Here is a 19,644-nt window from a genome sequence, read left to right as displayed (position 1 = left end):
GAATATGCCTGGCGGCGATAGCGCGGTGGTCCCACCTGACCCCATGCCGAACTCAGCAGTGAAACGCCGTAGCGCCGATGGTAGTGTGGGGACTCCCCATGCGAGAGTAGGGCACTGCCAGGCTTTAAATTAAAGTGTTATGTTGTCGCGACATAGGACGTAAGGAATTCGGTGGTGCGGTAGTTCAGTTGGTTAGAATACCGGCCTGTCACGCCGGGGGTCGCGGGTTCGAGCCCCGTCCGCACCGCCACCTAATTTAGGGGCGTAGTTCAATTGGTAGAGCACCGGTCTCCAAAACCGGGTGTTGGGAGTTCGAGTCTCTCCGCCCCTGCCAATTACAAACTAAGTAATAACGAAAGTAGTTCCTGATATTGATAACCCAGCTATTTAGCTGGGTTTTTTCTTATGTGTGCTAGATACGGTGTGTGTAGTTTTAATGGGACTCTTCTTTAGAAAACTGTGGTATAGGACAATATTCTCATCCGATTACACTGTAGTTTCATAATACTCCGGGGACGGATAACCAACGTAGAATGTTTACGACGTTCGGTTTAAAACACTTTGATATGATTAAATATCATGCTCATTGCTTGCCCTAAGGCTTCAGGCAACGAATCACTTCAAGTCTGTGAGGATTATAATGGCTATGATACGAAATACGCTATTTGTTTGCTGCACGATCTCCCACTCGCTATTAAGTCTGCGGTAATTGGTTTTACTCGAAGGCACAGTAACTGTAGACTGACGTCTCATAACGCAGGAAATCTAGATTCCTAACGTAATTTCTTATTGTCTGTATGGATAATGACTCTTTCCTACATTTGACGCCGGTTTACCTCTATTCTGTTGTCCAGGCGATGATATTGGGTGTTACCGGATAATGATACTGACTGTTAGTCATCATTTTATATCGTGGCTGATTAGTGGTTTTCTACTCGGCTAGCTTCATTAGCCAACTGATACGGACTTTACCATGAAAATGCGGCTCATCGTACAAATCACTTTGCAAACGTCGGATACCGTAGGTCCCCTGAAGCTGAATTATCCGCTGTTTAATCACTTCATTCTGCTATTGAGCTGACAAGGTAAGCAACTATGTCACGCGGATAACTCCTGCACGCTGTCCTTGAGTAACAGATAGATCTGATTAACTAAATGGAGAGCTGATAAATGAGAGACTATGACATTTTTCAGAGGCTTTTCTGCGTAAATAACGCCGCTTTTTTCAGGATAATGTTATTCATTTTCCAGCTTGACTATTTTGTTAAGGCACGACGGATCTCCAGTTGTAGAGTTGTATTCTCTTTGATATCGGTTTCTTGCGTCATGTGGGCACGGATTTGCTTCTTTCGAGTAACCGAGCGACAGCTTTGCGTTTGAACTCTAGAGCATATTGTTGTTTTATCATGTGCCCTCCTCACCTTTGTTGATTGATTTGAAAATAAGGTGGGTACTAAATCAAGAACTGTAAGAACAGGTCAAATACATATTTGTTCATTGAATAAAAGTGGATTTATTTTGCATAAAATGTTCCTTAACCTCTTATTGAGGTATTTATGACAGGTATTTTTAATAGCTGCTGAATGCATGCTTGCTGATCATTTTTTTGTAACCATATAGCGTATAATGGACGTTCAATCAGTTCAGTATTTGGGTAAGAAACAAGTTCTGAATACTCATTTTGCCAGTGTAGTGGTAAGAAGGCGGCTCCTCTTACACTATCGAGTAGTTGACGGGCTATATGTGCTGAAGTGGTTGTGATGATGGGTAACTGCTCACTTTTTAAAATCTGTTGCTCCTGATGATGGAAATCAGCCCCCCATTCTAGTTTGATGTAATTTTTAACTTGGTATTTCAGATTTTCTTCCGTCGTTAATAATTTCAGGCGAATATTCCCTAACAACAGGCTCTGGAACTCATCCATTTTAGGTGGTTCAGTGGTTATTAAAAGATCTAATTCACGTGAATGAAGTTGTTTAATAAGGGATTGCCGTGTAGAAACCCGGGATTCCAATCTTAGTCCCTGATGTTTTTTATAGAAATCCTGTAGCCAGGGCGTTAAATAAGCTTCCCATAGTGATGCAGTAGCGCCAATTGTTAATTCAGTATGCTGAGATGCATGTGTTATCTCTTTTTTAGCCAACTGCCAGGTATTCATCAGTGATTCTGCATAGGGAACAAGGCGCTCGCCAGCAGCTGTAAGACGGATGTTATTACGATGACGAGTAAAAAGATTAGCACCTAATTGATTTTCTAATTGGCGTATGCGAAAGCTGACTGCTGACTGTGTCAAGTACAGTGATTCGGCTGCACGACCAAAGTGACGAGTTTTACTGACCTCCAGAAAGGTTTTCAGTAATTCAGTGTCCACGTATATCTCCAATAATTTTTATCGTTAAGATTTAAATTTTTTGTTTTACAGAATGCCGGGCCTATCTAATACTCCGCGCCATAATTGGCATGATAGTAACAGTACTAGAATTAGGAGTGTGTCAGATGGCTGAAAGCTTCATCACGACTAATCGTTTTTTTGATAACAAACATTATCCTCGCGGGTTTTCCCGTCATGGCGATTTCACCATTAAAGAGGCGCAATTGCTAGAGCGCCATGGCTATGTGTTTAATGAGTTAGATCTCGGTAAACGCGAGCCTCAAACAGAAATAGAAAAACTGTTTGTTGCTGTTTGCCGGGGTGAACGTCAGCCTGTGACAATGGAAGAAAAGGTTTGGACTAAGTATCTTGCAAGGATTAGTCGTCCAAAGCGTTTTCATACTCTTTCAGGTGGTAAGCCTCAGGTTGATTCTTCTGATGACTATACCGACACTGATGATTAATATCATCACAAGTTATGAATGCAGGGGGCTTTGCCCCTTTTTTATTTTTAACTTGATTGCTTTTGTAACTGTATTAATAGTCTGTCCATACTACGGTAGCTTAAGGCTTCCATGATATGCGGTTTTTCTATCTCTTTTTTTTCTTCTAAGTCAGCAAGTGTCCGAGATGTTTTGAGAATTCGGTGCCATGCTCGAATTGAAAGCCCAAGTTTTACGAGTGTTTCTTCTAGAAACACCGCATCGTTAGGTTTGAGTTTGCAAAATGATTCTGTTTCTTTACTGTTCAGGTGAGCATTAATTTTACCACAACGTTTCAGTTGTATTTCCCGTGCTGTCAGTACTCTTAATTTTACATCTTTGCTGCTTTCGCTTAATCTCACTGGGCTACTCAATGTGCCAATGGGTAATAAAGGAACCTCAATTGAGAGATCAAAACGATCTAAAAAAGGTCCGGATAGTTTTGCCAGGTATCGAAGGATTTGCTGAGGATTACTCCGATTGTGAATTCCTTGATGGTAGCCTGTAGGACTGGGATTCATTGCTGCTATCAATTGAACCTGTGCAGGAAAACAAACTTTTGCTCTGGCCCGGGAGATGATGATTTCCCCTGATTCCAATGGTTCTCGGAGAGCATCAAGGACTCTGCGTTCAAATTCGGGCAGTTCATCCAGAAACAGCACCCCATTGTGAGCAAGCGAAATTTCACCGGGTTTAGGAAGTCCACCCCCGCCAATTAGTGCTGCCATTGAAGAGCTGTGATGAGGCGCTCTGAATGGGCGTGTATGCCATTGTTCAGGTGGAAGGTAGGTATCCATTAAGCTGTTGATAGCGGCAACCTCAAGGGCTTCTTTGTTTGTTAATGGCGGCAATAAACTACATAGGCGGCTTGCTAACATTGTTTTTCCTGTCCCTGGTGGGCCAAGTAATAGAAGATTATGTCCACCTGCTGCTGTGACTTCTAGTGTGCGTTTTGCTTGTTCTTGACCAATAATATCCTGTAGATCTGGTTGTGATTGTTCTGTTGAGAATTCATGTCGGGCCGGTGCTGTCAGTCGTTGTTTTTCTCCCTGAAGAAAGTGGCAGATGTGCAAGAGGTGTTCTGCCATTAAGGTTTCATTCTGAGATAAGATTGCCAGCTCAGCTTCGTTTTCTATCGATAAAATAAGTTGCCTTCCTGCTTCTCTTGAGCAGAGTGCCGCTGGAATTGCGCCAGTTACTTTCCGCAAGCTTCCTGATAGAGCGAGCTCACCAAGAAATTCGTAATGATTCAGTTTATTGGTAGGTATCTGTTCTGAGGCTGCCAGAATTGCGATAGCGATTGGCAAATCATAACGACCACCTTCTTTGGGCAGATCTGCTGGTGCAAGATTGACTGTGATTCTTTTCGCTGGATAAGTAAATCCGCTGTTGATCAACGCGCTTCTGACACGATCTCTGGCTTCTTTGACAGCTGTTTCAGGCAAGCCGACCAGAGTTAATCCAGGTAAACCATTACTAATATGCGCTTCAACAGTAACAATGGGTGCCTGAATACCAATAGTCGCTCTGGTATAAATAACAGAGAGGGACATCCTATTCTCCTTAGTAATAAAGCGTATATGATGGCCTGAAATTAGATAATAAATAGTGTTCTGTTATTTTTTTGCGGGATGGCTCTGAGAAATATTTTGCGAAGTGGCTCTAAAGTTATTCTTCATAAAATGATTTGCAAATTTTTATCAACTTGTTGATTTTGATCTATTTATTAATTTGTGGTGTTAATCATGATGTTTATTGTTTTTATAAGTTTTAAATAGCGTTCTGAGACTGATTTTTTAGTGAAATAGCATATTTAAACTTTTGGTTAATATATTATTACGGTAAATAAAATTGGTGTTTTATGTAATTCTACTTTATTAATAATAATAAATTTTTGTCACTCAGGTGATTAATAATCAGATATTTATTTGATAACAGTTAAATAATTTAATTCTCTGATTTATTTCTTATGGATTATTTTATTCTTATCTGAAATTAGTTGGTTTTTATCACTTAAGGATGGCTTTTTTTGGGTAAATAATTTGGAATTTAATTATTTTATTGAAAACAAAAGATATTTTTTAATATGAAGTAAAAAAATAAAATAAATGTTGTTTAGTTATGAAGAACATGGTAACTCTTAAATATACGTAAAACAAACGAGTTAAACGACCAGAATTATGAACGCATTCGTCCAAGTGATTAGCCTAGTTATCGTCAGCGTGGTGGTGATTATTATCCCACCGTGCGGGGCTGCACTTGGACGAAGACAGGCTTAGACAAACAGCCAGATCTCTCGAAGACCCCCGCACCGAAAGGCGCGGGGGTTTTTTTTGGCAGGTGGAAATCAAGCAGAGGCAAAAACATACAACAGAACAAAATTTTGTCTCACAGGGTAAACACAGGGGATATGAAAAATGAATGGGGCGCAGTGGGTTGTAAAAGTATTACGAACGCAGGGAGTTGATAAGGTTTTCGGCTATCCTGGTGGTGCGATTATGCCGGTTTATGATGCTTTGTACGATGGTGGTGTGGAACACTTGCTTTGCCGACATGAACAGGGGGCCGTTATGGCCGCTATCGGCTATGCGAGAGCTAGTGGTAAACCGGGAGTTTGTATCGCTACATCGGGACCGGGAGCAACAAATTTAATCACTGGATTAGCAGATGCGCTGTTAGATTCTGTTCCTATTGTGGCTATCACCGGCCAGGTGAGTTCTGAATTTATTGGAACAGATGCCTTTCAGGAAGTCGATGTTCTAGGTCTTTCCCTTGCTTGCACCAAACATAGTTTCTTAGTGGATTCCCTGGAAAATCTGCCTCAAATTATGGCGAACGCCTTTTCTATTGCAACCAGTGGTCGACCTGGCCCGGTTTTGATTGATATTCCTAAAAATATTCAACTGAAAGAGGGGAGTTTGACTCCATATTTAGTTCCTGTTGAGCAAGAGATACTCTGTTCGAAAAGTGAATTAGAACAGGCCAGGAAGATAATTGCCGCTGCGGTAAAACCAGTATTGTATGTTGGTGGTGGAGTAGGTATGTCACAGGCCGTTTCTGTTCTGCGTGATTTTGTCACTGAAACGGGTATGCCGGTTGTTTCCACATTGAAAGGTTTGGGCGCTGCTGATGCAGAACATCCATATTATCTGGGAATGCTTGGAATGCATGGCACGAAAGCAGCAAACTTGGCGGTTCAGTCATGTGATTTACTGATTGCCGCAGGTGCTCGTTTTGATGATCGCGTGACTGGCAAACTCAACACTTTTGCACCGAATGCAAAAGTTATTCATTTGGATATTGACCCGGCAGAGTTAGGTAAATTACGTCAGACTTATGTGTCGTTACTCGGAGATTTGAAGGCGTTATTACCTCGTTTACAGCAGCCATTATCAATTATGTCCTGGCAACAAGAAGTTCAGCGCATGAAAGTTGAATATTCTTGGTGTTATGACCATCAGGGCGAGAGCATCTACGCACCTTTGTTACTAAAGCAGGTTTCAGATCGCAAAGCGTTAAACACGGTTGTTACCACTGATGTTGGGCAGCATCAGATGTGGACTGCTCAGCATATGACCTTTGACAGACCTGAAAATTTCATTACATCCAGTGGGTTAGGAGCTATGGGGCTTGGTATTCCTGCTGCAATTGGCGCTCAGATTGCCCGACAGGAAGACATGGTGATCTGCGTATCCGGTGATGGTTCTTTCATGATGAATGTGCAGGAATTGGGGACAATTAAACGCAAACAACTGCCAGTAAAAATTTTATTGCTGGATAACCAGCGACTGGGAATGGTGCGGCAGTGGCAGGAACTGTTTTTTGATAAACGATATAGCGAAACAACATTAACAGATAACCCTGATTTTGTTGCATTAGCGAAAGCGTTTGATATTCCTGGGCAACATATCACTGAGAAATCACAGATTGATGAAGCTCTGGATGCATTGTTCAACAGTAAAGGGCCATATTTACTGCGGGTATCCATTGAAGAATTAGAGAATGTTTGGCCGTTGGTCCCTCCCGGTGCAAGCAATGAAACTATGTTGGAGAAATCATTATGATGCAGCATCAACTTGCAATCCAGGCTCGTTTCTGTCCTGAAATATTAGAGCGCATCTTACGAGTAACGCGGCATCGTGGATTTCAGATATGTTCAATGAATATGGATCAAACAATGGATGGCGATAATGTTAATATCGAACTAATTGTTGCCAGCCAAAGACCTGTTAATTTGTTGTTTTCGCAATTGACTAAATTAGTGGATGTCGCTGGTGTCAAGATCCTGCAACAAAAATCACAACTAATACGTGCATAATTGTAGAAATAAAGGAATAGAGAATGACTAAGCAATCCGATTATATTTGGTTCAATGGTGAGATGGTTCCTTGGGCAGCTGCTAAAGTTCACGTAATGTCCCATGCCTTACATTACGGTACGTCTGTCTTTGAGGGAATTCGTTGCTATGACTCTCATAAAGGGCCTGTCGTTTTCCGCCATCGTGAGCATATGCAGCGCTTACATGATTCTGCAAAGATTTACCGCATGCCACTAAGTCAGAGTGTCGATGAATTGATGGAAGCTTGCCGGGCAACTCTGCGTAAAAATAATTTAGTCAGTGCTTATATACGCCCATTGGTTTTTATCGGTGATGTTGGAATGGGGGTTAATCCACCTGCTGGCTATAAAACGGATGTCATAATTGCCGCTTTTCCATGGGGGGCTTATCTCGGAGAGGGGGCGCTGGATCAAGGAATTGATGCCATGGTTTCTTCATGGCACCGTGCAGCGCCAAATACAACGCCAACTGCGGCTAAAGCAGGTGGTAACTATTTGTCTTCTCTGCTGGTGGGGAGTGAAGCTCGTCGTCATGGATATCAGGAAGGTATTGCACTGGATGTTTATGGTTATATCTCTGAAGGTGCCGGTGAAAATCTGTTTGAAGTAAAAAATGGCGTACTGTTTACTCCACCATTCACTTCATCTGCACTGCCAGGGATTACTCGTGATGCCATCATTAAACTAGCGAAAGATTTGGGGCTGGAAGTGCGTGAACAGGTACTATCGCGTGAATCTCTGTATCTGGCTGACGAAGTGTTTATGTCTGGTACTGCGGCTGAAATCACACCAGTTCGTAGTGTTGATGGTATTCAGGTTGGTATCGGTAAATGTGGGCCTATCACTAAGAAAATTCAGAAAGCTTTCTTTGGTTTGTTTAATAGCGAGACAGACGATAAATGGGGTTGGTTAGATCCAATAAACTCTTAATAGAACTATAAATAATTTACAGGCGGTTCGTTCCCCGCCTGTTTGTTTTGATAACACGGGAGTGAAATAATGCCTAAGTATCGTTCTGCTACCACGACCCACGGCCGTAATATGGCCGGGGCTCGCGCTTTATGGCGTGCGACAGGGATGACCGACGCAGATTTCGGTAAGCCGATTATTGCGGTAGTTAACTCATTTACTCAGTTTGTCCCAGGACATGTTCATTTACGGGATTTGGGTAAACTAGTTGCTGAGCAGATTGAAGTATCAGGCGGTGTTGCAAAAGAATTTAATACAATAGCGGTAGATGACGGTATCGCAATGGGGCATGGTGGTATGCTCTATTCTCTGCCATCACGTGAATTGATCGCTGACTCCGTCGAATATATGGTGAATGCTCACTGTGCTGATGCCATGGTGTGTATTTCCAATTGTGACAAAATCACGCCGGGAATGCTGATGGCAGCATTGCGTTTGAACATTCCAGTGATTTTTGTTTCCGGTGGCCCCATGGAAGCGGGTAAAACTAAATTGTCGGATCAGATTATCAAGCTTGATCTGATCGATGCCATGATCCAAGGGGCAAACCCTAATGTCAGTGATGAAGATAGTCATCAGATTGAGCGCTCTGCTTGCCCAACCTGCGGTTCCTGTTCAGGAATGTTTACTGCTAATTCCATGAATTGTCTGACAGAGGCGCTGGGTCTGTCTCAGCCAGGGAATGGCTCATTGCTGGCGACTCATGCAGATCGCAAGGCGCTATTTCTCAACGCGGGCAAACGTATTGTTGAGCTGACTAAGCGCTACTATGAGCAAAATGATGACAGTGCTTTGCCGCGTAATATTGCAACGAAAGCCGCATTTGAAAATGCGATGATGCTGGACATTGCAATGGGTGGCTCAACTAATACTGTGCTTCACTTACTGGCTGCGGCGCAGGAAGGGGAAGTTGATTTCACCATGGCAGATATTGACCGTTTGTCTCGCCAGATTCCGCATCTGTGTAAGGTTGCACCAAGCACACAAAAATACCATATGGAAGATGTTCATCGTGCTGGTGGTGTGATCGGTATTTTAGGTGAGTTGAATAGAGCGGGTCTGTTGAATTGTCAGGTTAAAAATGTTTTGGGGTTAGACTTACTACAAACGTTTAATCAGTATGATGTGATGCAGACGGCAGATGAATCGGTGAAGAAAATGTATTCAGCGGGCCCGGCAGGTATTCGTACTACTCAGGCATTTTCACAGGATTGTCGCTGGCTTTCTTTGGATACAGATCGCGTAGAAGGCTGTATTCGTGACATTGAACATGCATATAGCCAAGATGGTGGCCTCGCGGTTTTATTCGGCAATTTGGCTATGGATGGTTGTATTGTAAAAACCGCAGGGGTTGATGAAGGTAGCCTGACGTTCCGTGGGCCAGCCAAAGTTTATGAAAGCCAGGAAGATGCAGTTGATGCGATTCTTGGTGGAAGAGTCGTTGCTGGTGATGTGGTCGTCATTCGCTATGAAGGACCAAAAGGTGGACCAGGCATGCAGGAGATGTTGTATCCGACGACTTATCTAAAATCTATGGGGTTGGGTAAAAGTTGTGCATTGATTACCGATGGCCGTTTCTCTGGTGGTACATCTGGTTTGTCTATCGGCCATGTTTCTCCAGAAGCGGCTAATGGTGGCCTGATAGGTTTGGTTCAAGATGGCGATATTATTGATATTGATATTCCACAGCGGAAAATTCAGCTTGATGTGGATGAAAGTACGCTTATCGCCCGTAAAGAGGTGGAACTAGTCCGTGGTGATAAAGCGTGGACTCCAAAATCCCGTGAACGTCAGGTATCTTTTGCTTTGCGAGCTTATGCTTCATTGGCGACCAGTGCGGATAAAGGAGCTGTTCGCGATAAATCTAAGTTAGGGGGATAATCGCATGGCTGCATTTCTTCCCTTAACTTCTGCACCAAGCGGTGCGGAATATCTGAAAGCCGCATTAAGTGCTCCTGTTTATGAAGTTGCTCAGGTGACTCCCTTACAGGAAATGAATAAAATTTCGGCCCGTTTGGGAAATACTATTTTGGTAAAACGGGAAGATCGGCAGCCTGTTCACAGTTTCAAGCTCCGTGGTGCTTACACCATGATTGCGGGTTTGACTGAAGAACAAAAAAAACAGGGCGTGATTACTGCATCTGCGGGTAATCATGCTCAGGGTGTTGCACTGTCTGCTAATCGCTTGGGAATTAAGTCCCTGATTGTTATGCCGATTGCCACTGCGGATATCAAAGTCGATGCGGTCCGTAGTCTCGGTGGTGAAGTCCTGTTATATGGCGTCAATTTTGATGAAGCTAAAGCCAAAGCAATAGAAATAGCACAGCAGCAAGGCTATACCTTTGTTCCTCCATTTGATCATCCAGATGTCATTGCAGGTCAGGCGACCTTGGCGATGGAACTTTTGCAACAGGATGTGCATCTGGATCGAATCTTTGTGCCTGTAGGTGGAGGGGGATTGATTGCTGGAGTTGCTGTATTGATTAAGCAACTGATGCCAGAAATCAAAATTATTGGTGTGGAAGCAAAAGATTCCTCTTGCTTGAAAGAGGCAATGGAAGCTGGGCATCCGGTAGATTTACCAAGAGTAGGTCTGTTTGCCGAAGGTGTTGCGGTTAAACGTATTGGTGATGAAACTTTTCGTTTGTGTCAGCAATATGTAGATGATGTTATTACGGTAGACAGTGATGCCATTTGTGCAGCAGTAAAAGATCTGTTTGAAGATGTACGTGCTATTGCGGAGCCATCTGGTGCATTGGCACTGGCTGGGCTGAAAAAGTATGTTCAGCAGTATCAGATCAGAGGTGAGCGGTTGGCGCATATTCTTTCTGGTGCTAACGTAAACTTCCATGGATTACGTTATGTCTCTGAGCGTTGTGAATTGGGTGAACAGCGGGAAGCATTGTTGGCTGTGACTATTCCTGAGCAGAAAGGTAGTTTCTTGCGTTTTTGCCAGAAACTGGGTGATCGAGCGGTAACCGAGTTCAATTACCGCTACACGGATGCTGATCCTGAACAGGCTTGTCTTTTCGTTGGTGTCCGCCTGAGCCGTGGTGAGGTGGAGCGACGAGAAATCATTGAAGAATTGCGAGCCGAAGGATATCAGGTTGCAGACCTTTCAGATGATGAGATGGCGAAATTACATGTCCGCTATATGATTGGGGGACGTCCATCTACGCCATTGAAAGAGCGTTTGTTTAGTTTTGAATTTCCTGAATCGCCGGGTGCTTTGCTGAAATTCCTACAAACTTTGGGAACTTACTGGAATATTACGTTATTCCATTATCGCAATTATGGTACAGATTATGGTCGGGTGTTAGCAGCATTTGAATTGTCAGAAGCAGAAGTGCGTTTTAAACGTCATCTTGATGCATTAGGCTACGCGTATCACGATGAGACGGATACCCCTGCGTTTAAATTCTTTTTAATGTGCCAAGTATCAGAAACAGACAGATGCTAGTAAGTGTTTTGACGTTAAAGAAATATATTCTATAGAACAACAAAATAGCACCTTCGGGGTGCTATTTTAAAAAAAGGTTTAGTGTTTGCAGAGGTTTCCACCTTTGTTATTGTTTTATTTCTTCTCTCCAATTGTGGGTTTTGCCAGCCAGATAAGAAGCAGCAAGACGAGAAAAATAAAGCCAAATAGCCAGTAAAGCTCGTTAGCGGCAATAATCAATCCTTGATTAGTGACTTCGCGCGCCAGAGAGCTGCTAGCTTGAGGCTGTGACATCCCTAACTGCTCCATTTTCTGATAGGCTTGCTGAGCAATGGGATTATGTGGGGTTATCGACTCAGTTAATTGAACGTGATGGACTGCTTCACGGCGGGACCACATGGTAGTGGTAATTGAGGTGCCCACGGATGTTGCCAGAGTGCGTAGGAAGTTGAACAGGCTGCCCGCAGAGGCGACTTTAGCGGGTTCGACATCGGACAAAATAATGGCGGCTAGTGGCATTATTAAACAGGCAATAGCAAAGCCTTGAATAAATTGTGGCCAGGCAGCGGTAGCAAAGTCCATTGATAGTTCGAAGGTATAAGCCCGCCAAAAAAAACAGAGTGCAAAAACGATAAAGCTGAACATCACCAAATAACGCATATCGATTTTTGAACTAAAACGGCCAATCAGTGGAGCAAGTATTATCGGCACGATCCCTAATGGGGCCATTACCAACCCTGCCCAAGTGGCCGTATAGCCAAAGACCATCTGTAATAGTTGGGGTTGCAGAACCAAAGTGCCGATGTGGAGTAAGAAGGCCAAACTGATACATAAGGTACCGATAGTAAAATTACGTGATTTAAATAGTGATAAATCAATGATCGGATCATCATCGGTCAGTTCCCAGATGATCAGGAAAGTAATGGCAATAATCGCGATAATCGCTAAGGCAATAATTTCTGTTGAGTTAAACCAGTCAAGTTCCTTCCCTCTATCAAGTAATAACTGAAAACAGCCGACACCGGTAATCAATAAAATCAGCCCTATGCCATCAATTGGTCTGATCTTTGTTTCAGTTTCTCGATTTTTTAATAGTGTCCAGGTGATAGCGATAACGGCACAGCCGACCGGGACATTGATGAGGAAGATCCACCCCCAATGATAGTTGTCACTGATCCAACCACCGAGTATGGGACCACAAACTGGAGCGACAACGATAGTCATTGACCACATTGCCAGTGCCATATTTCGTTTTAGTGGAGGGTAGTTGTTTAGTAATAAACTTTGTGAAAGGGGCATAATCGGCCCGGCTGAGATACCTTGTAAAATGCGGGAAATAATCAACATTTCCAGGCTATTAGCAATACCGCACAACCAGGAAGTTATCACAAACAAGATCATTGAAATTAAGAAAACACGAACTTCTCCAAACTGTTTAGCTAACCAGCCAGTTAATGGGATAGAAATCGCATTAGCAACGGCAAATGAAGTAATAACCCAGGTACCCTGCGATACCGATGAACCCAAATCTCCGGCGATCGTCGATATTGCGACGTTAGCAATGGTCAGGTCTAATATTTGTAAAAAAGCGGCTAATGCTAAAGCCAGGGTTAGCCAGCCAAGTTTGGCTCCTGATAATGGCTCTTTTAGCATGTTAACCTCACTCATTTTGACTGGTATTAACTTGAATGATTTCGTTAATTAGCCGATCAATTTCTCCTGTGTTGTAAGACAAAACGCTGGTTTCATAAACAATGCCATTGCGAGGCGTGTCGGCAAGCACCAGTCCATCTCGATTTCTGGTATCGACAGTGGCATGCATGGATAAACCGATCCGTAAAGGGTGATCAATAAGTTGCTGTGCTTCCAGTTCAACACGGACAGGCAAACGTTGGACCACTTTGATCCAGTTACCGGTGGCGTTTTGTGCTGGTAGTAAAGAAAATGCGCTACCAGTACCCATATCAAGACCTACGATCCGGCCCTGATAAGTAACATCACTACCATAGAAATCGCTAATCAGGGTTACTGATTGACCAATACGCACATTGGCAAGTTGAACCTCTTTGAAGTTAGCTTCGACCCAAAGTTGGTTAGCAGGCACGATAACCATCAGCGGGGCGCCACTTTTTATTTGCGATCCTACCTGAACACTACGGCGCGAAACGTAGCCTGTCACGGGGGCTGTAATTTGGGTGCGCTGTAAGGTTAACCATGCATCACGGAGTTGGGAGGCTGCAAGTTTAATGGCTGGTTGTTGTTCTAATGGGGTATCTATAATTAACGCTTTGTTAGCATAGTATTGTTGCCGGGCGACATTCAGCTCAGATTTTGCCATTCGAACGCTATTACGGGCATGAATGAGATTTTCTTTGGCGATAGCGCCTGTTATTCCCAGATGTTCACGTCGTTTCAAATCATCCTGAGCTTGCTGTAGTACAGTTTTTTTTAGCTCAATATTAGCCAGCAACTTTTCATTATCAATTATGGTCTGGTGGGTTTGTCTAACATGATTAGCCAGTGTATTTTTTGCCCGTTCAAAGGCATGTTCTGCATCAATACTATCTAAACGCAGCAGAATGTCTCCCTGCTGGACGAAGTCGGTATTATCGGCATAGATAGTGGTTACGCTTCCCGTGATTTGCGCCATTACTTGCACTTGATTACCGACAACATAAGCATCATCAGTAGTTTGGTAATGACGTAGTGCAACAAACCAATAGGCAAAGTAACCTAATCCGGCAAAAACAAATAAGAGAGTTGCAAGGATCAGAGCTAACTTACGTTTTGACTTTTTCTCACTAAGTGGAGGTGATTGTATTTCTTCGGCCATGTTCCTCTCCCATAACAGCGATCAAAAATAAATTATTCTTGTTAATGTATTTGTGTTTGATTAAACACCTTGGAGTCGACTTCAAGGTCAAGCTTTATTAGCATTGATAAATTTAAAATTTGTGATATTTAGCACTTAATGCTAAATATATTATTAACATCGAAATTATTTATCATAGTTATTAACATTTATCTGAGATGCCGGTTGTCTATCTGACGGTGTGATTTATGACTAATGGCATTAGGTGTCAGTACCCAGAATGTTTTTCTGGGTACAAATAACCGTTGGATTATAGATACGAAACCACTGATGCCAATTACTTAAACTGATCAGGCAGTCATTCCCCCATCAATAACGAATGTTTGCCCGGTGATGTAACGCCCTCCAGGGCTGAGCAAGAAATTGATTGTCAGGGCAATATCTTCCACTGACCCTAAACGACCCAGTGGAATATTGGATAATAGTTTTTTCTTATGTGGTGCTGGGATGTGATCTAGCATTTCAGTATCAATCAAGCCTGGAGCGACTGTATTAACGCGAATGTTAAATCGGCCAACTTCAACGGCTAATGAGCGGGTAATGCCGATCATAGCGGCTTTGGTTGCAGCGTAGTTAACTTGCCCTGAGTTAGCTTTAAACGCGGTGACTGAGCTCATGTGGATAATACAACCTTCTCCAGCAGTGAGCATTTCAGGTAGAAATGCGTGATTGACTAAATAAACAGAGGAAAGATTGGTGGAAATCACATTGTGCCACTCTTCTTCTTTCATATTTATCAGTAATGCATCTTGTGTAATTCCAGCGTTATTGATAATTGCATAGGGAGGGCCATATTGTGAGATAAGCTTTGCCGATAGTGTTGCGACTTCTTCAGCATTTGATACGTCACATTGATGGCCTTCACAGCTATAACCTTGTTGCTGAATTTCCTGACAAAGTATTTGAGCTTCACTTGTACTTGATTTGTAGGTAAAAACCACATGATAATTTTGAGTGGCCAGCATCTTTACTATGCCTTTACCAATACCACGTGATCCTCCTGAAACAAAAACCCAAGGTATGCTGATATTCATTAATTTATTCCTCTAAATTTATGCCATTCGTCTGCCAATACAGAATTCATCAACCTTAGTTGGCAATCTGTTTTCTTTTTGTTGTTCCCATCAGGCTCATCTCAACAACTAAAGAGATTTCTCCATTTAGCCAGATTGGAATTTCCAACGTGCCGTATAATGAGCCATCAACATCAAAGGTATCCTTAGGCAGGAGAGAAACTGACTGTATGCATAACATGTAAGACGATAAGATCTTTGAGGCATGTTTCATCATGTTTCCCTTGTTTGCCGAAATAGTTTTTAAATTCTGTTGCTAGTGCAGTTTTTGCACTTTGTTGCATAAAGAGATAAAAAATCAGGGCATCCAGAAAGATCCAGAACTCATTGACCTCAGGGAAGGTGTTCTTGAATTCAATGGCTTTTCTTGTCGTTTCTTGTAGGGGAACCTGGCACTGTGGTTTTTCCGGAAAGCCAGTTTTTTGCGAAAAATCGAAGTGACTATAATGACCAACTAAAGGTTTTAGGTTTGTTGTTTCATCTTGCAGATTGAAAGTAGTTTTCCCATTTAAATCAGTGTGCTTAGTTTTGACACAATAGCAAGCATCCAAAGGCACGGGATTTCGTAAATTAGCGTGCCATTGTCTGCCAATGTTCTTGTTTGGTTGCGATAGATAGTTATATCCACTTTTAAGCGGGATCATTGCCAACATGCCGTGTACTGCAATGCCACCCAATCCAACTTCTCTTGCGATTTTTTCATCAAAATGGATGGGATTGTAGTCTCCAGAGAATTCAGCCCACTGTTTGAGATCTTTTTTGCTAAATTGAACGTTCATCTGTCGGCTTTCCTGAAAATAAGTGCACAGTTTGTACCGCCGAATCCATAGTTAACATTTAAAGCAGTATCGATAACTTGGTGAGTTCGGTGGGTGTTGGGTACGTAATCCAGATCGCATAGCGGATCTGGATTGTTCAAGTGCATAGTTGCGGGAATAGTGGCTGTTTCTATTGCTTTGATACAGAAAATGGATTCAATTGCTCCTGCCCCGGCAATAAGATGGCCTGTGTAGGATTTTGTACTGGAAATAGGAACATGGTAGGCGTGCTCTCCCAGGCTCATTTTTAGAACATCAGTTTCGTTAATATCGTTTAACGGGGTTGATGTCCCATGAGCATTGATATAGTGAATATCTGAAGTGGAGAGTTGGGCTTGTTCCAGCGCTGCTTGAATTGCCATTACTCGCCCTTTGCAATCAGGTGCTGGTGCTGTCATATCAGATGCATCGGAGCAGTTACCATAGCCAATGATTTCTGCTAGTATTTTGGCTCCTCTGGCAACAGCGCTGTCATAATCTTCAAGGCATAATACTGCCGCGCCTTCCGACATAACAAAACCACTACGGTCTTTGCTAAATGGGCAACAGGCTTTTTCGACCGATTCTTGTTCTTTACTTAGTGCGCCAAGAATGTCGATGCTCCAAACGATGAAAGGATCTCTGATACTTTCACCGCCACCTGCCAACATCATTTTAGTGCGTCCGCTCCGGATAAGTTCAAAAGCATCCCCTATTGCCATGCTGCCAGTTGCACATGCTGCAACTGGGGTATTCTGATATCCCCGTAAATTCCAGTTCATTGAAATAGCTGCTGTACCTACACTGTGCATGGACATAATATTTGTCATGGGTGAGGCAATACCTTGGGTAGCATAGGAATGGTTGTTTTCAACGGTTGCATCTTCCCCACCCCATCCAGTACCAAAAATGACACCTCGTTCAAAAGGTGAATAACTTTCGTCAAGGGCTGCTTTATCGTTACCAAATGCCATTTTGATTGCATCGTCCGCAGCAATCAGCCCAAGTTTGCTGAATCTGGGAAGGTTCTTTAGCAACTTTTTGGAAAATCGTGACACATCAGGAGCAAAAGATATGTTGCCGAAGAATTTTGCAACAACAGAAGCGTCTGGGTGGGTTTCCTTTTTGTAACCTACACGATAGTTTAGGATTGCATCCCAAATTTCCTGAGTATTTTGCCCAAGAGAACAGATAGAACCATAGCCTGTGATGGCAACGCGGCGGTAGTTAGTTTGAAAATTCATGAAACATTATCTCCAAAAGTAAGTTCCTGGTGACATGCTTTATTTTTTAATACAACCAAATAATGGGATTGGTAGATAAAAGCATCACAAAAATAAATGTTAGCTGTGTCGTGATATGCCATAGACAGCTAACATCCAAGTATATTGATAATAATTATTTTGTTGCTTCACTGACGTAATTGACGAAATCGCCGATTGTCGTCGTATTATCTCGCTGGAATTTATCGAAATTCAGTTGAATACCCATTTCTCTTTTTAAAGCAACTTGAATGGATACAAAATCCAGGCTCACCAGGTGAATATCATCGAGTAAGGTGTCAAGAGTAATGTCCTCTGGTTCGATATCAGTCAATTCAGTAATCTGAGATTGCAGTAATTCAAATAGTTTCATATTAATATCCCGTAAAATCTAAAAAAATATTAACGGAGCTTAGGCGCAGGAATATAGGTATCAATAGGTAATAAGTTAGTTATTCCTGCTGTGCCGTCTTTAAATGTTGTTTTACTGTTATTCCTAAGCGTTTAAAGATTTGCCCGAAATTTTCAGCAAGTTATAAGTTTCCTGTTTGATAGCGTTAGCCAGCATTTCAATATCATTTTGGCTTGTTGTATGTCCAAAACTGATACGTACCGCGCTATCAATACGATCATCAGGCAGCCCCATAGCAACCAGAACATGGGAACGTTGCGTTGATTTGTTATTGCTACAGGCTGATCCTAAAGATAAGGAGACTCCGTGACATAAATCCAACCTACTGGCCAATGATTCAGCTCGGACCCCAGGGAAACTTAAATTGAGTGTCCAGGGTGCTTGAAACTCTGGGTTTGTACTGCCATTAACCAGATAGTTAACATGATGCTGTTCCAACAGAGATAGCAAGGTTTCTCTGAGTGTTTTGTAGGTATCGAAACGTTCTTTCAACCCGTTCAGAGATTCTTTAGCTGCGGCAGCCAGTCCTGCAAGGCCCAGAGTGTTCTCAGTGCCACTGCGTATTCCTTGTTCTTGCCCTCCTCCATGTAACAAAGGATTTAATGGAATGCCTGGTGCATGATATAGACCACCGATACCTTTAGGACCATTAAATTTATGGCCTGAAAAAGATACGGTTGTTATGCCAGCAAATTTGTCACAGTTAAAAGGCAGTTTACCAATAGCCTGTACCGCATCTATGTGCAGATAAACATTGGCTTCTTTTGCCAAAGAGGCGACGGCTTCATAGGGCTGTATCACACCGGTTTCATTGTTAATTGCCATTAATGTGATCAGGCGTGTTTCTGGCCGCAAGTTTTTCTCAATGCTTTGTACACTTATTCGTCCCTGATTATCAGGATCGATTAGTGTCAACTGAAGCCCGCGTTGTTGGTACCAGAGTAATGGTGCCAGAACAGACGGATGTTCAATGGAAGAGCTAATGACATGATATGCAGACAGATCCGAGCCGGGAAGTGTCGCTAACAGGCTGGACAACGCTTGGTTATTACTTTCGGTTCCTCCTGATGTAAACAGGATTTGTTCTGGTACCGTGCCCATTAATGACGCCATAGATCTTCTGGCGTCGGTGAGCAAGTTTTTAGCCATGTTGCTTAAGCTGTAGTGGCTGGATGGATTAGCAAAAACAGATAAAGCGTCTTTAATCGCCAACTGTGCTTTAACACTTAGCGGTGTTGTGGCGTTGTAGTCGAAGTATAGGCTTGTCATATTTTTCCCTTTAGCTGCTCGAATAGCTTATGCAGCATATCAAGGCAGTGTTGCTGGGCTGGTTCTAACTCTCCTAATAACGCATCAATGCCATCAGGTGATAATGTGTTTAATTCTTCGAGAGTTTTGCCTTTAGCGTGACGACAAAATTGGTTAGACATTGCCAGGGATGCGGTGCACCCCCATGCACGGAAACAGGCATTATTTATCCGCCCCTGGTTATCTAATGTCAGGTCAATATCAACCTTGTCACCACATACAGGGTTGCCTAACGCCAGCTTAATTGTGGGTTCGGATAACTTCCCCTGACAGTCAGGATTGCAAAAATTGTCAATAATGATGCTGTTAAACATAATTCCA

18 protein-coding genes, 2 tRNA genes and 1 rRNA gene are annotated in these 19,644 nt (G+C 42.7%); 10 read left to right on the top strand and 11 right to left on the bottom strand.

The annotated features are described in order from the left end of the window. The first annotated feature begins 7 nt into the window (after window positions 1-7). The 3 genes from rrf to C5469_RS09120 all read left to right on the top strand — a co-directional run bounded on the left by rrf (window position 8) and on the right by C5469_RS09120 (window position 334). Window positions 8-123 (top strand): 5S ribosomal RNA (gene rrf, locus C5469_RS09130). A 50-nt stretch (window positions 124-173) separates the two neighbouring features. Beyond that, window positions 174-250, top strand: a tRNA-Asp gene (locus C5469_RS09125). Window positions 251-258: 8 nt separating this feature from the next. After that, window positions 259-334 (top strand) — tRNA-Trp (locus C5469_RS09120). Window positions 335-931: 597 nt separating this feature from the next. Here the strand turns inward: C5469_RS09120 and C5469_RS24035 are convergent. Together C5469_RS24035 and hdfR are read right to left on the bottom strand one after the other, a co-directional pair. Next, the gene (locus tag C5469_RS24035; RefSeq protein WP_278249752.1) at window positions 932-1,060 is read right to left on the bottom strand and encodes a hypothetical protein; all 129 of its coding nucleotides are present in this window, start codon (window positions 1,058-1,060) and stop codon (window positions 932-934) included. A 474-nt stretch (window positions 1,061-1,534) separates the two neighbouring features. Continuing rightward, on the bottom strand, window positions 1,535-2,371 hold the full coding sequence (gene hdfR, locus C5469_RS09115) for an HTH-type transcriptional regulator HdfR (RefSeq protein ID WP_166305140.1): 837 nt from the start codon (window positions 2,369-2,371) through the stop codon (window positions 1,535-1,537). 125 nt (window positions 2,372-2,496) lie between these two features. Between hdfR and C5469_RS09110 the strand changes: the two genes are divergently transcribed. Continuing rightward, entirely contained in the window at window positions 2,497-2,835 is a 339-nt protein-coding gene (locus C5469_RS09110; RefSeq protein ID WP_166305137.1) for a MaoP family protein, read from the top strand. A gap of 47 nt (window positions 2,836-2,882) precedes the next feature. Here C5469_RS09110 and C5469_RS09105 read toward each other — a convergent pair whose 3' ends face one another. Then, complete coding sequence (locus tag C5469_RS09105) at window positions 2,883-4,406, bottom strand: YifB family Mg chelatase-like AAA ATPase (RefSeq protein ID WP_166305134.1); 1,524 nt, start codon at window positions 4,404-4,406, stop codon at window positions 2,883-2,885. Window positions 4,407-5,033: 627 nt separating this feature from the next. Between C5469_RS09105 and ilvL the strand changes: the two genes are divergently transcribed. From ilvL to ilvA, 6 genes are all read left to right on the top strand, one after another. Next, a complete protein-coding gene (gene ilvL, locus C5469_RS09100; RefSeq protein WP_072161874.1) occupies window positions 5,034-5,132 on the top strand; it encodes an ilv operon leader peptide in 99 nt (32 codons plus the stop codon). 138 nt (window positions 5,133-5,270) lie between these two features. Then, the gene (gene ilvG / locus C5469_RS09095; protein WP_166305131.1) at window positions 5,271-6,917 is read left to right on the top strand and encodes an acetolactate synthase 2 catalytic subunit; all 1,647 of its coding nucleotides are present in this window, start codon (window positions 5,271-5,273) and stop codon (window positions 6,915-6,917) included. Further along, window positions 6,914-7,171 (top strand): acetolactate synthase 2 small subunit, encoded by a 258-nt coding sequence (ilvM, locus tag C5469_RS09090; RefSeq protein WP_054478877.1) that lies wholly within the window; start codon window positions 6,914-6,916, stop codon window positions 7,169-7,171. The genes ilvG and ilvM overlap by 4 nt, the downstream gene beginning before the upstream one ends. 23 nt (window positions 7,172-7,194) lie before the next feature. Next, a complete protein-coding gene (locus C5469_RS09085) occupies window positions 7,195-8,121 on the top strand; it encodes a branched-chain amino acid transaminase (protein WP_166305128.1) in 927 nt (308 codons plus the stop codon). A gap of 69 nt (window positions 8,122-8,190) precedes the next feature. After that, complete coding sequence (ilvD, locus tag C5469_RS09080) at window positions 8,191-10,041, top strand: dihydroxy-acid dehydratase (RefSeq protein ID WP_166305125.1); 1,851 nt, start codon at window positions 8,191-8,193, stop codon at window positions 10,039-10,041. Between the two features lie 4 nt (window positions 10,042-10,045). After that, window positions 10,046-11,620 (top strand): threonine ammonia-lyase, biosynthetic, encoded by a 1,575-nt coding sequence (gene ilvA / locus C5469_RS09075; RefSeq protein ID WP_166305123.1) that lies wholly within the window; start codon window positions 10,046-10,048, stop codon window positions 11,618-11,620. 114 nt (window positions 11,621-11,734) lie between these two features. On the opposite strand, the gene C5469_RS09070 is transcribed toward ilvA, so the two are convergent. The 8 genes from C5469_RS09070 to C5469_RS09035 all read right to left on the bottom strand — a co-directional run bounded on the left by C5469_RS09070 (window position 11,735) and on the right by C5469_RS09035 (window position 19,637). Continuing rightward, window positions 11,735-13,252 (bottom strand): DHA2 family efflux MFS transporter permease subunit, encoded by a 1,518-nt coding sequence (locus C5469_RS09070; RefSeq protein ID WP_166305121.1) that lies wholly within the window; start codon window positions 13,250-13,252, stop codon window positions 11,735-11,737. A 7-nt stretch (window positions 13,253-13,259) separates the two neighbouring features. Further along, on the bottom strand, window positions 13,260-14,432 hold the full coding sequence (gene emrA / locus C5469_RS09065) for a multidrug efflux MFS transporter periplasmic adaptor subunit EmrA (RefSeq protein ID WP_166305119.1): 1,173 nt from the start codon (window positions 14,430-14,432) through the stop codon (window positions 13,260-13,262). 329 nt (window positions 14,433-14,761) lie between these two features. Beyond that, window positions 14,762-15,505 (bottom strand): 3-oxoacyl-ACP reductase FabG, encoded by a 744-nt coding sequence (gene fabG, locus C5469_RS09060; protein WP_166305117.1) that lies wholly within the window; start codon window positions 15,503-15,505, stop codon window positions 14,762-14,764. A gap of 185 nt (window positions 15,506-15,690) precedes the next feature. Further along, window positions 15,691-16,323 carry a MaoC/PaaZ C-terminal domain-containing protein gene (locus tag C5469_RS09055; RefSeq protein WP_242689422.1) on the bottom strand — a complete coding sequence of 211 codons (633 nt, stop codon included), beginning with the start codon at window positions 16,321-16,323 and terminating at the stop codon, window positions 15,691-15,693. Continuing rightward, window positions 16,320-17,585 (bottom strand): beta-ketoacyl-[acyl-carrier-protein] synthase family protein, encoded by a 1,266-nt coding sequence (locus tag C5469_RS09050; RefSeq protein WP_166305115.1) that lies wholly within the window; start codon window positions 17,583-17,585, stop codon window positions 16,320-16,322. Before C5469_RS09050 ends, C5469_RS09055 begins: the two co-directional genes overlap by 4 nt. Window positions 17,586-17,739: 154 nt before the next feature. Next, window positions 17,740-17,976, bottom strand: coding sequence for an acyl carrier protein (locus C5469_RS09045; RefSeq protein WP_054478893.1), 237 nt, complete (start codon window positions 17,974-17,976; stop codon window positions 17,740-17,742). Window positions 17,977-18,099: 123 nt separating this feature from the next. Next, entirely contained in the window at window positions 18,100-19,284 is a 1,185-nt protein-coding gene (locus tag C5469_RS09040) for a cysteine desulfurase family protein (RefSeq protein WP_166305113.1), read from the bottom strand. After that, on the bottom strand, window positions 19,281-19,637 hold the full coding sequence (locus tag C5469_RS09035) for an iron-sulfur cluster assembly scaffold protein (protein ID WP_166305111.1): 357 nt from the start codon (window positions 19,635-19,637) through the stop codon (window positions 19,281-19,283). The genes C5469_RS09040 and C5469_RS09035 overlap by 4 nt, the downstream gene beginning before the upstream one ends. Window positions 19,638-19,644: the final 7 nt, after the last annotated feature.

This window comes from Photorhabdus cinerea (genome assembly GCF_011189575.1).
Taxonomy (GTDB): Bacteria; Pseudomonadota; Gammaproteobacteria; order Enterobacterales; family Enterobacteriaceae; genus Photorhabdus; species Photorhabdus cinerea.
The sequence above is the reverse complement of the archived record's forward strand: the minus strand, read 5'-3'. Positions and strand labels throughout refer to the sequence as shown.

Bases quoted from the DNA above. Each gene is read 5' to 3' on its own strand.
- ilvL (WP_072161874.1), top strand. From the start codon at position 5,034: ATGAACGCATTCGTCCAAGTGATTAGCCTAGTTATCGTCAGCGTGGTG.
- C5469_RS09040 (WP_166305113.1), bottom strand. From the start codon at position 19,284: ATGACAAGCCTATACTTCGACTACAACGCCACAACACCGCTAAGTGTT.
- C5469_RS09110 (WP_166305137.1), top strand. From the start codon at position 2,497: ATGGCTGAAAGCTTCATCACGACTAATCGTTTTTTTGATAACAAACAT.
- C5469_RS09055 (WP_242689422.1), bottom strand. From the start codon at position 16,323: ATGAACGTTCAATTTAGCAAAAAAGATCTCAAACAGTGGGCTGAATTC.
- C5469_RS09105 (WP_166305134.1), bottom strand. From the start codon at position 4,406: ATGTCCCTCTCTGTTATTTATACCAGAGCGACTATTGGTATTCAGGCA.
- ilvD (WP_166305125.1), top strand. From the start codon at position 8,191: ATGCCTAAGTATCGTTCTGCTACCACGACCCACGGCCGTAATATGGCC.
- C5469_RS09035 (WP_166305111.1), bottom strand. From the start codon at position 19,637: ATGTTTAACAGCATCATTATTGACAATTTTTGCAATCCTGACTGTCAG.
- ilvM (WP_054478877.1), top strand. From the start codon at position 6,914: ATGATGCAGCATCAACTTGCAATCCAGGCTCGTTTCTGTCCTGAAATA.
- emrA (WP_166305119.1), bottom strand. From the start codon at position 14,432: ATGGCCGAAGAAATACAATCACCTCCACTTAGTGAGAAAAAGTCAAAA.
- fabG (WP_166305117.1), bottom strand. From the start codon at position 15,505: ATGAATATCAGCATACCTTGGGTTTTTGTTTCAGGAGGATCACGTGGT.
- ilvA (WP_166305123.1), top strand. From the start codon at position 10,046: ATGGCTGCATTTCTTCCCTTAACTTCTGCACCAAGCGGTGCGGAATAT.
- C5469_RS09050 (WP_166305115.1), bottom strand. From the start codon at position 17,585: ATGAATTTTCAAACTAACTACCGCCGCGTTGCCATCACAGGCTATGGT.
- C5469_RS09045 (WP_054478893.1), bottom strand. From the start codon at position 17,976: ATGAAACTATTTGAATTACTGCAATCTCAGATTACTGAATTGACTGAT.
- C5469_RS09085 (WP_166305128.1), top strand. From the start codon at position 7,195: ATGACTAAGCAATCCGATTATATTTGGTTCAATGGTGAGATGGTTCCT.
- C5469_RS09070 (WP_166305121.1), bottom strand. From the start codon at position 13,252: ATGCTAAAAGAGCCATTATCAGGAGCCAAACTTGGCTGGCTAACCCTG.
- ilvG (WP_166305131.1), top strand. From the start codon at position 5,271: ATGAATGGGGCGCAGTGGGTTGTAAAAGTATTACGAACGCAGGGAGTT.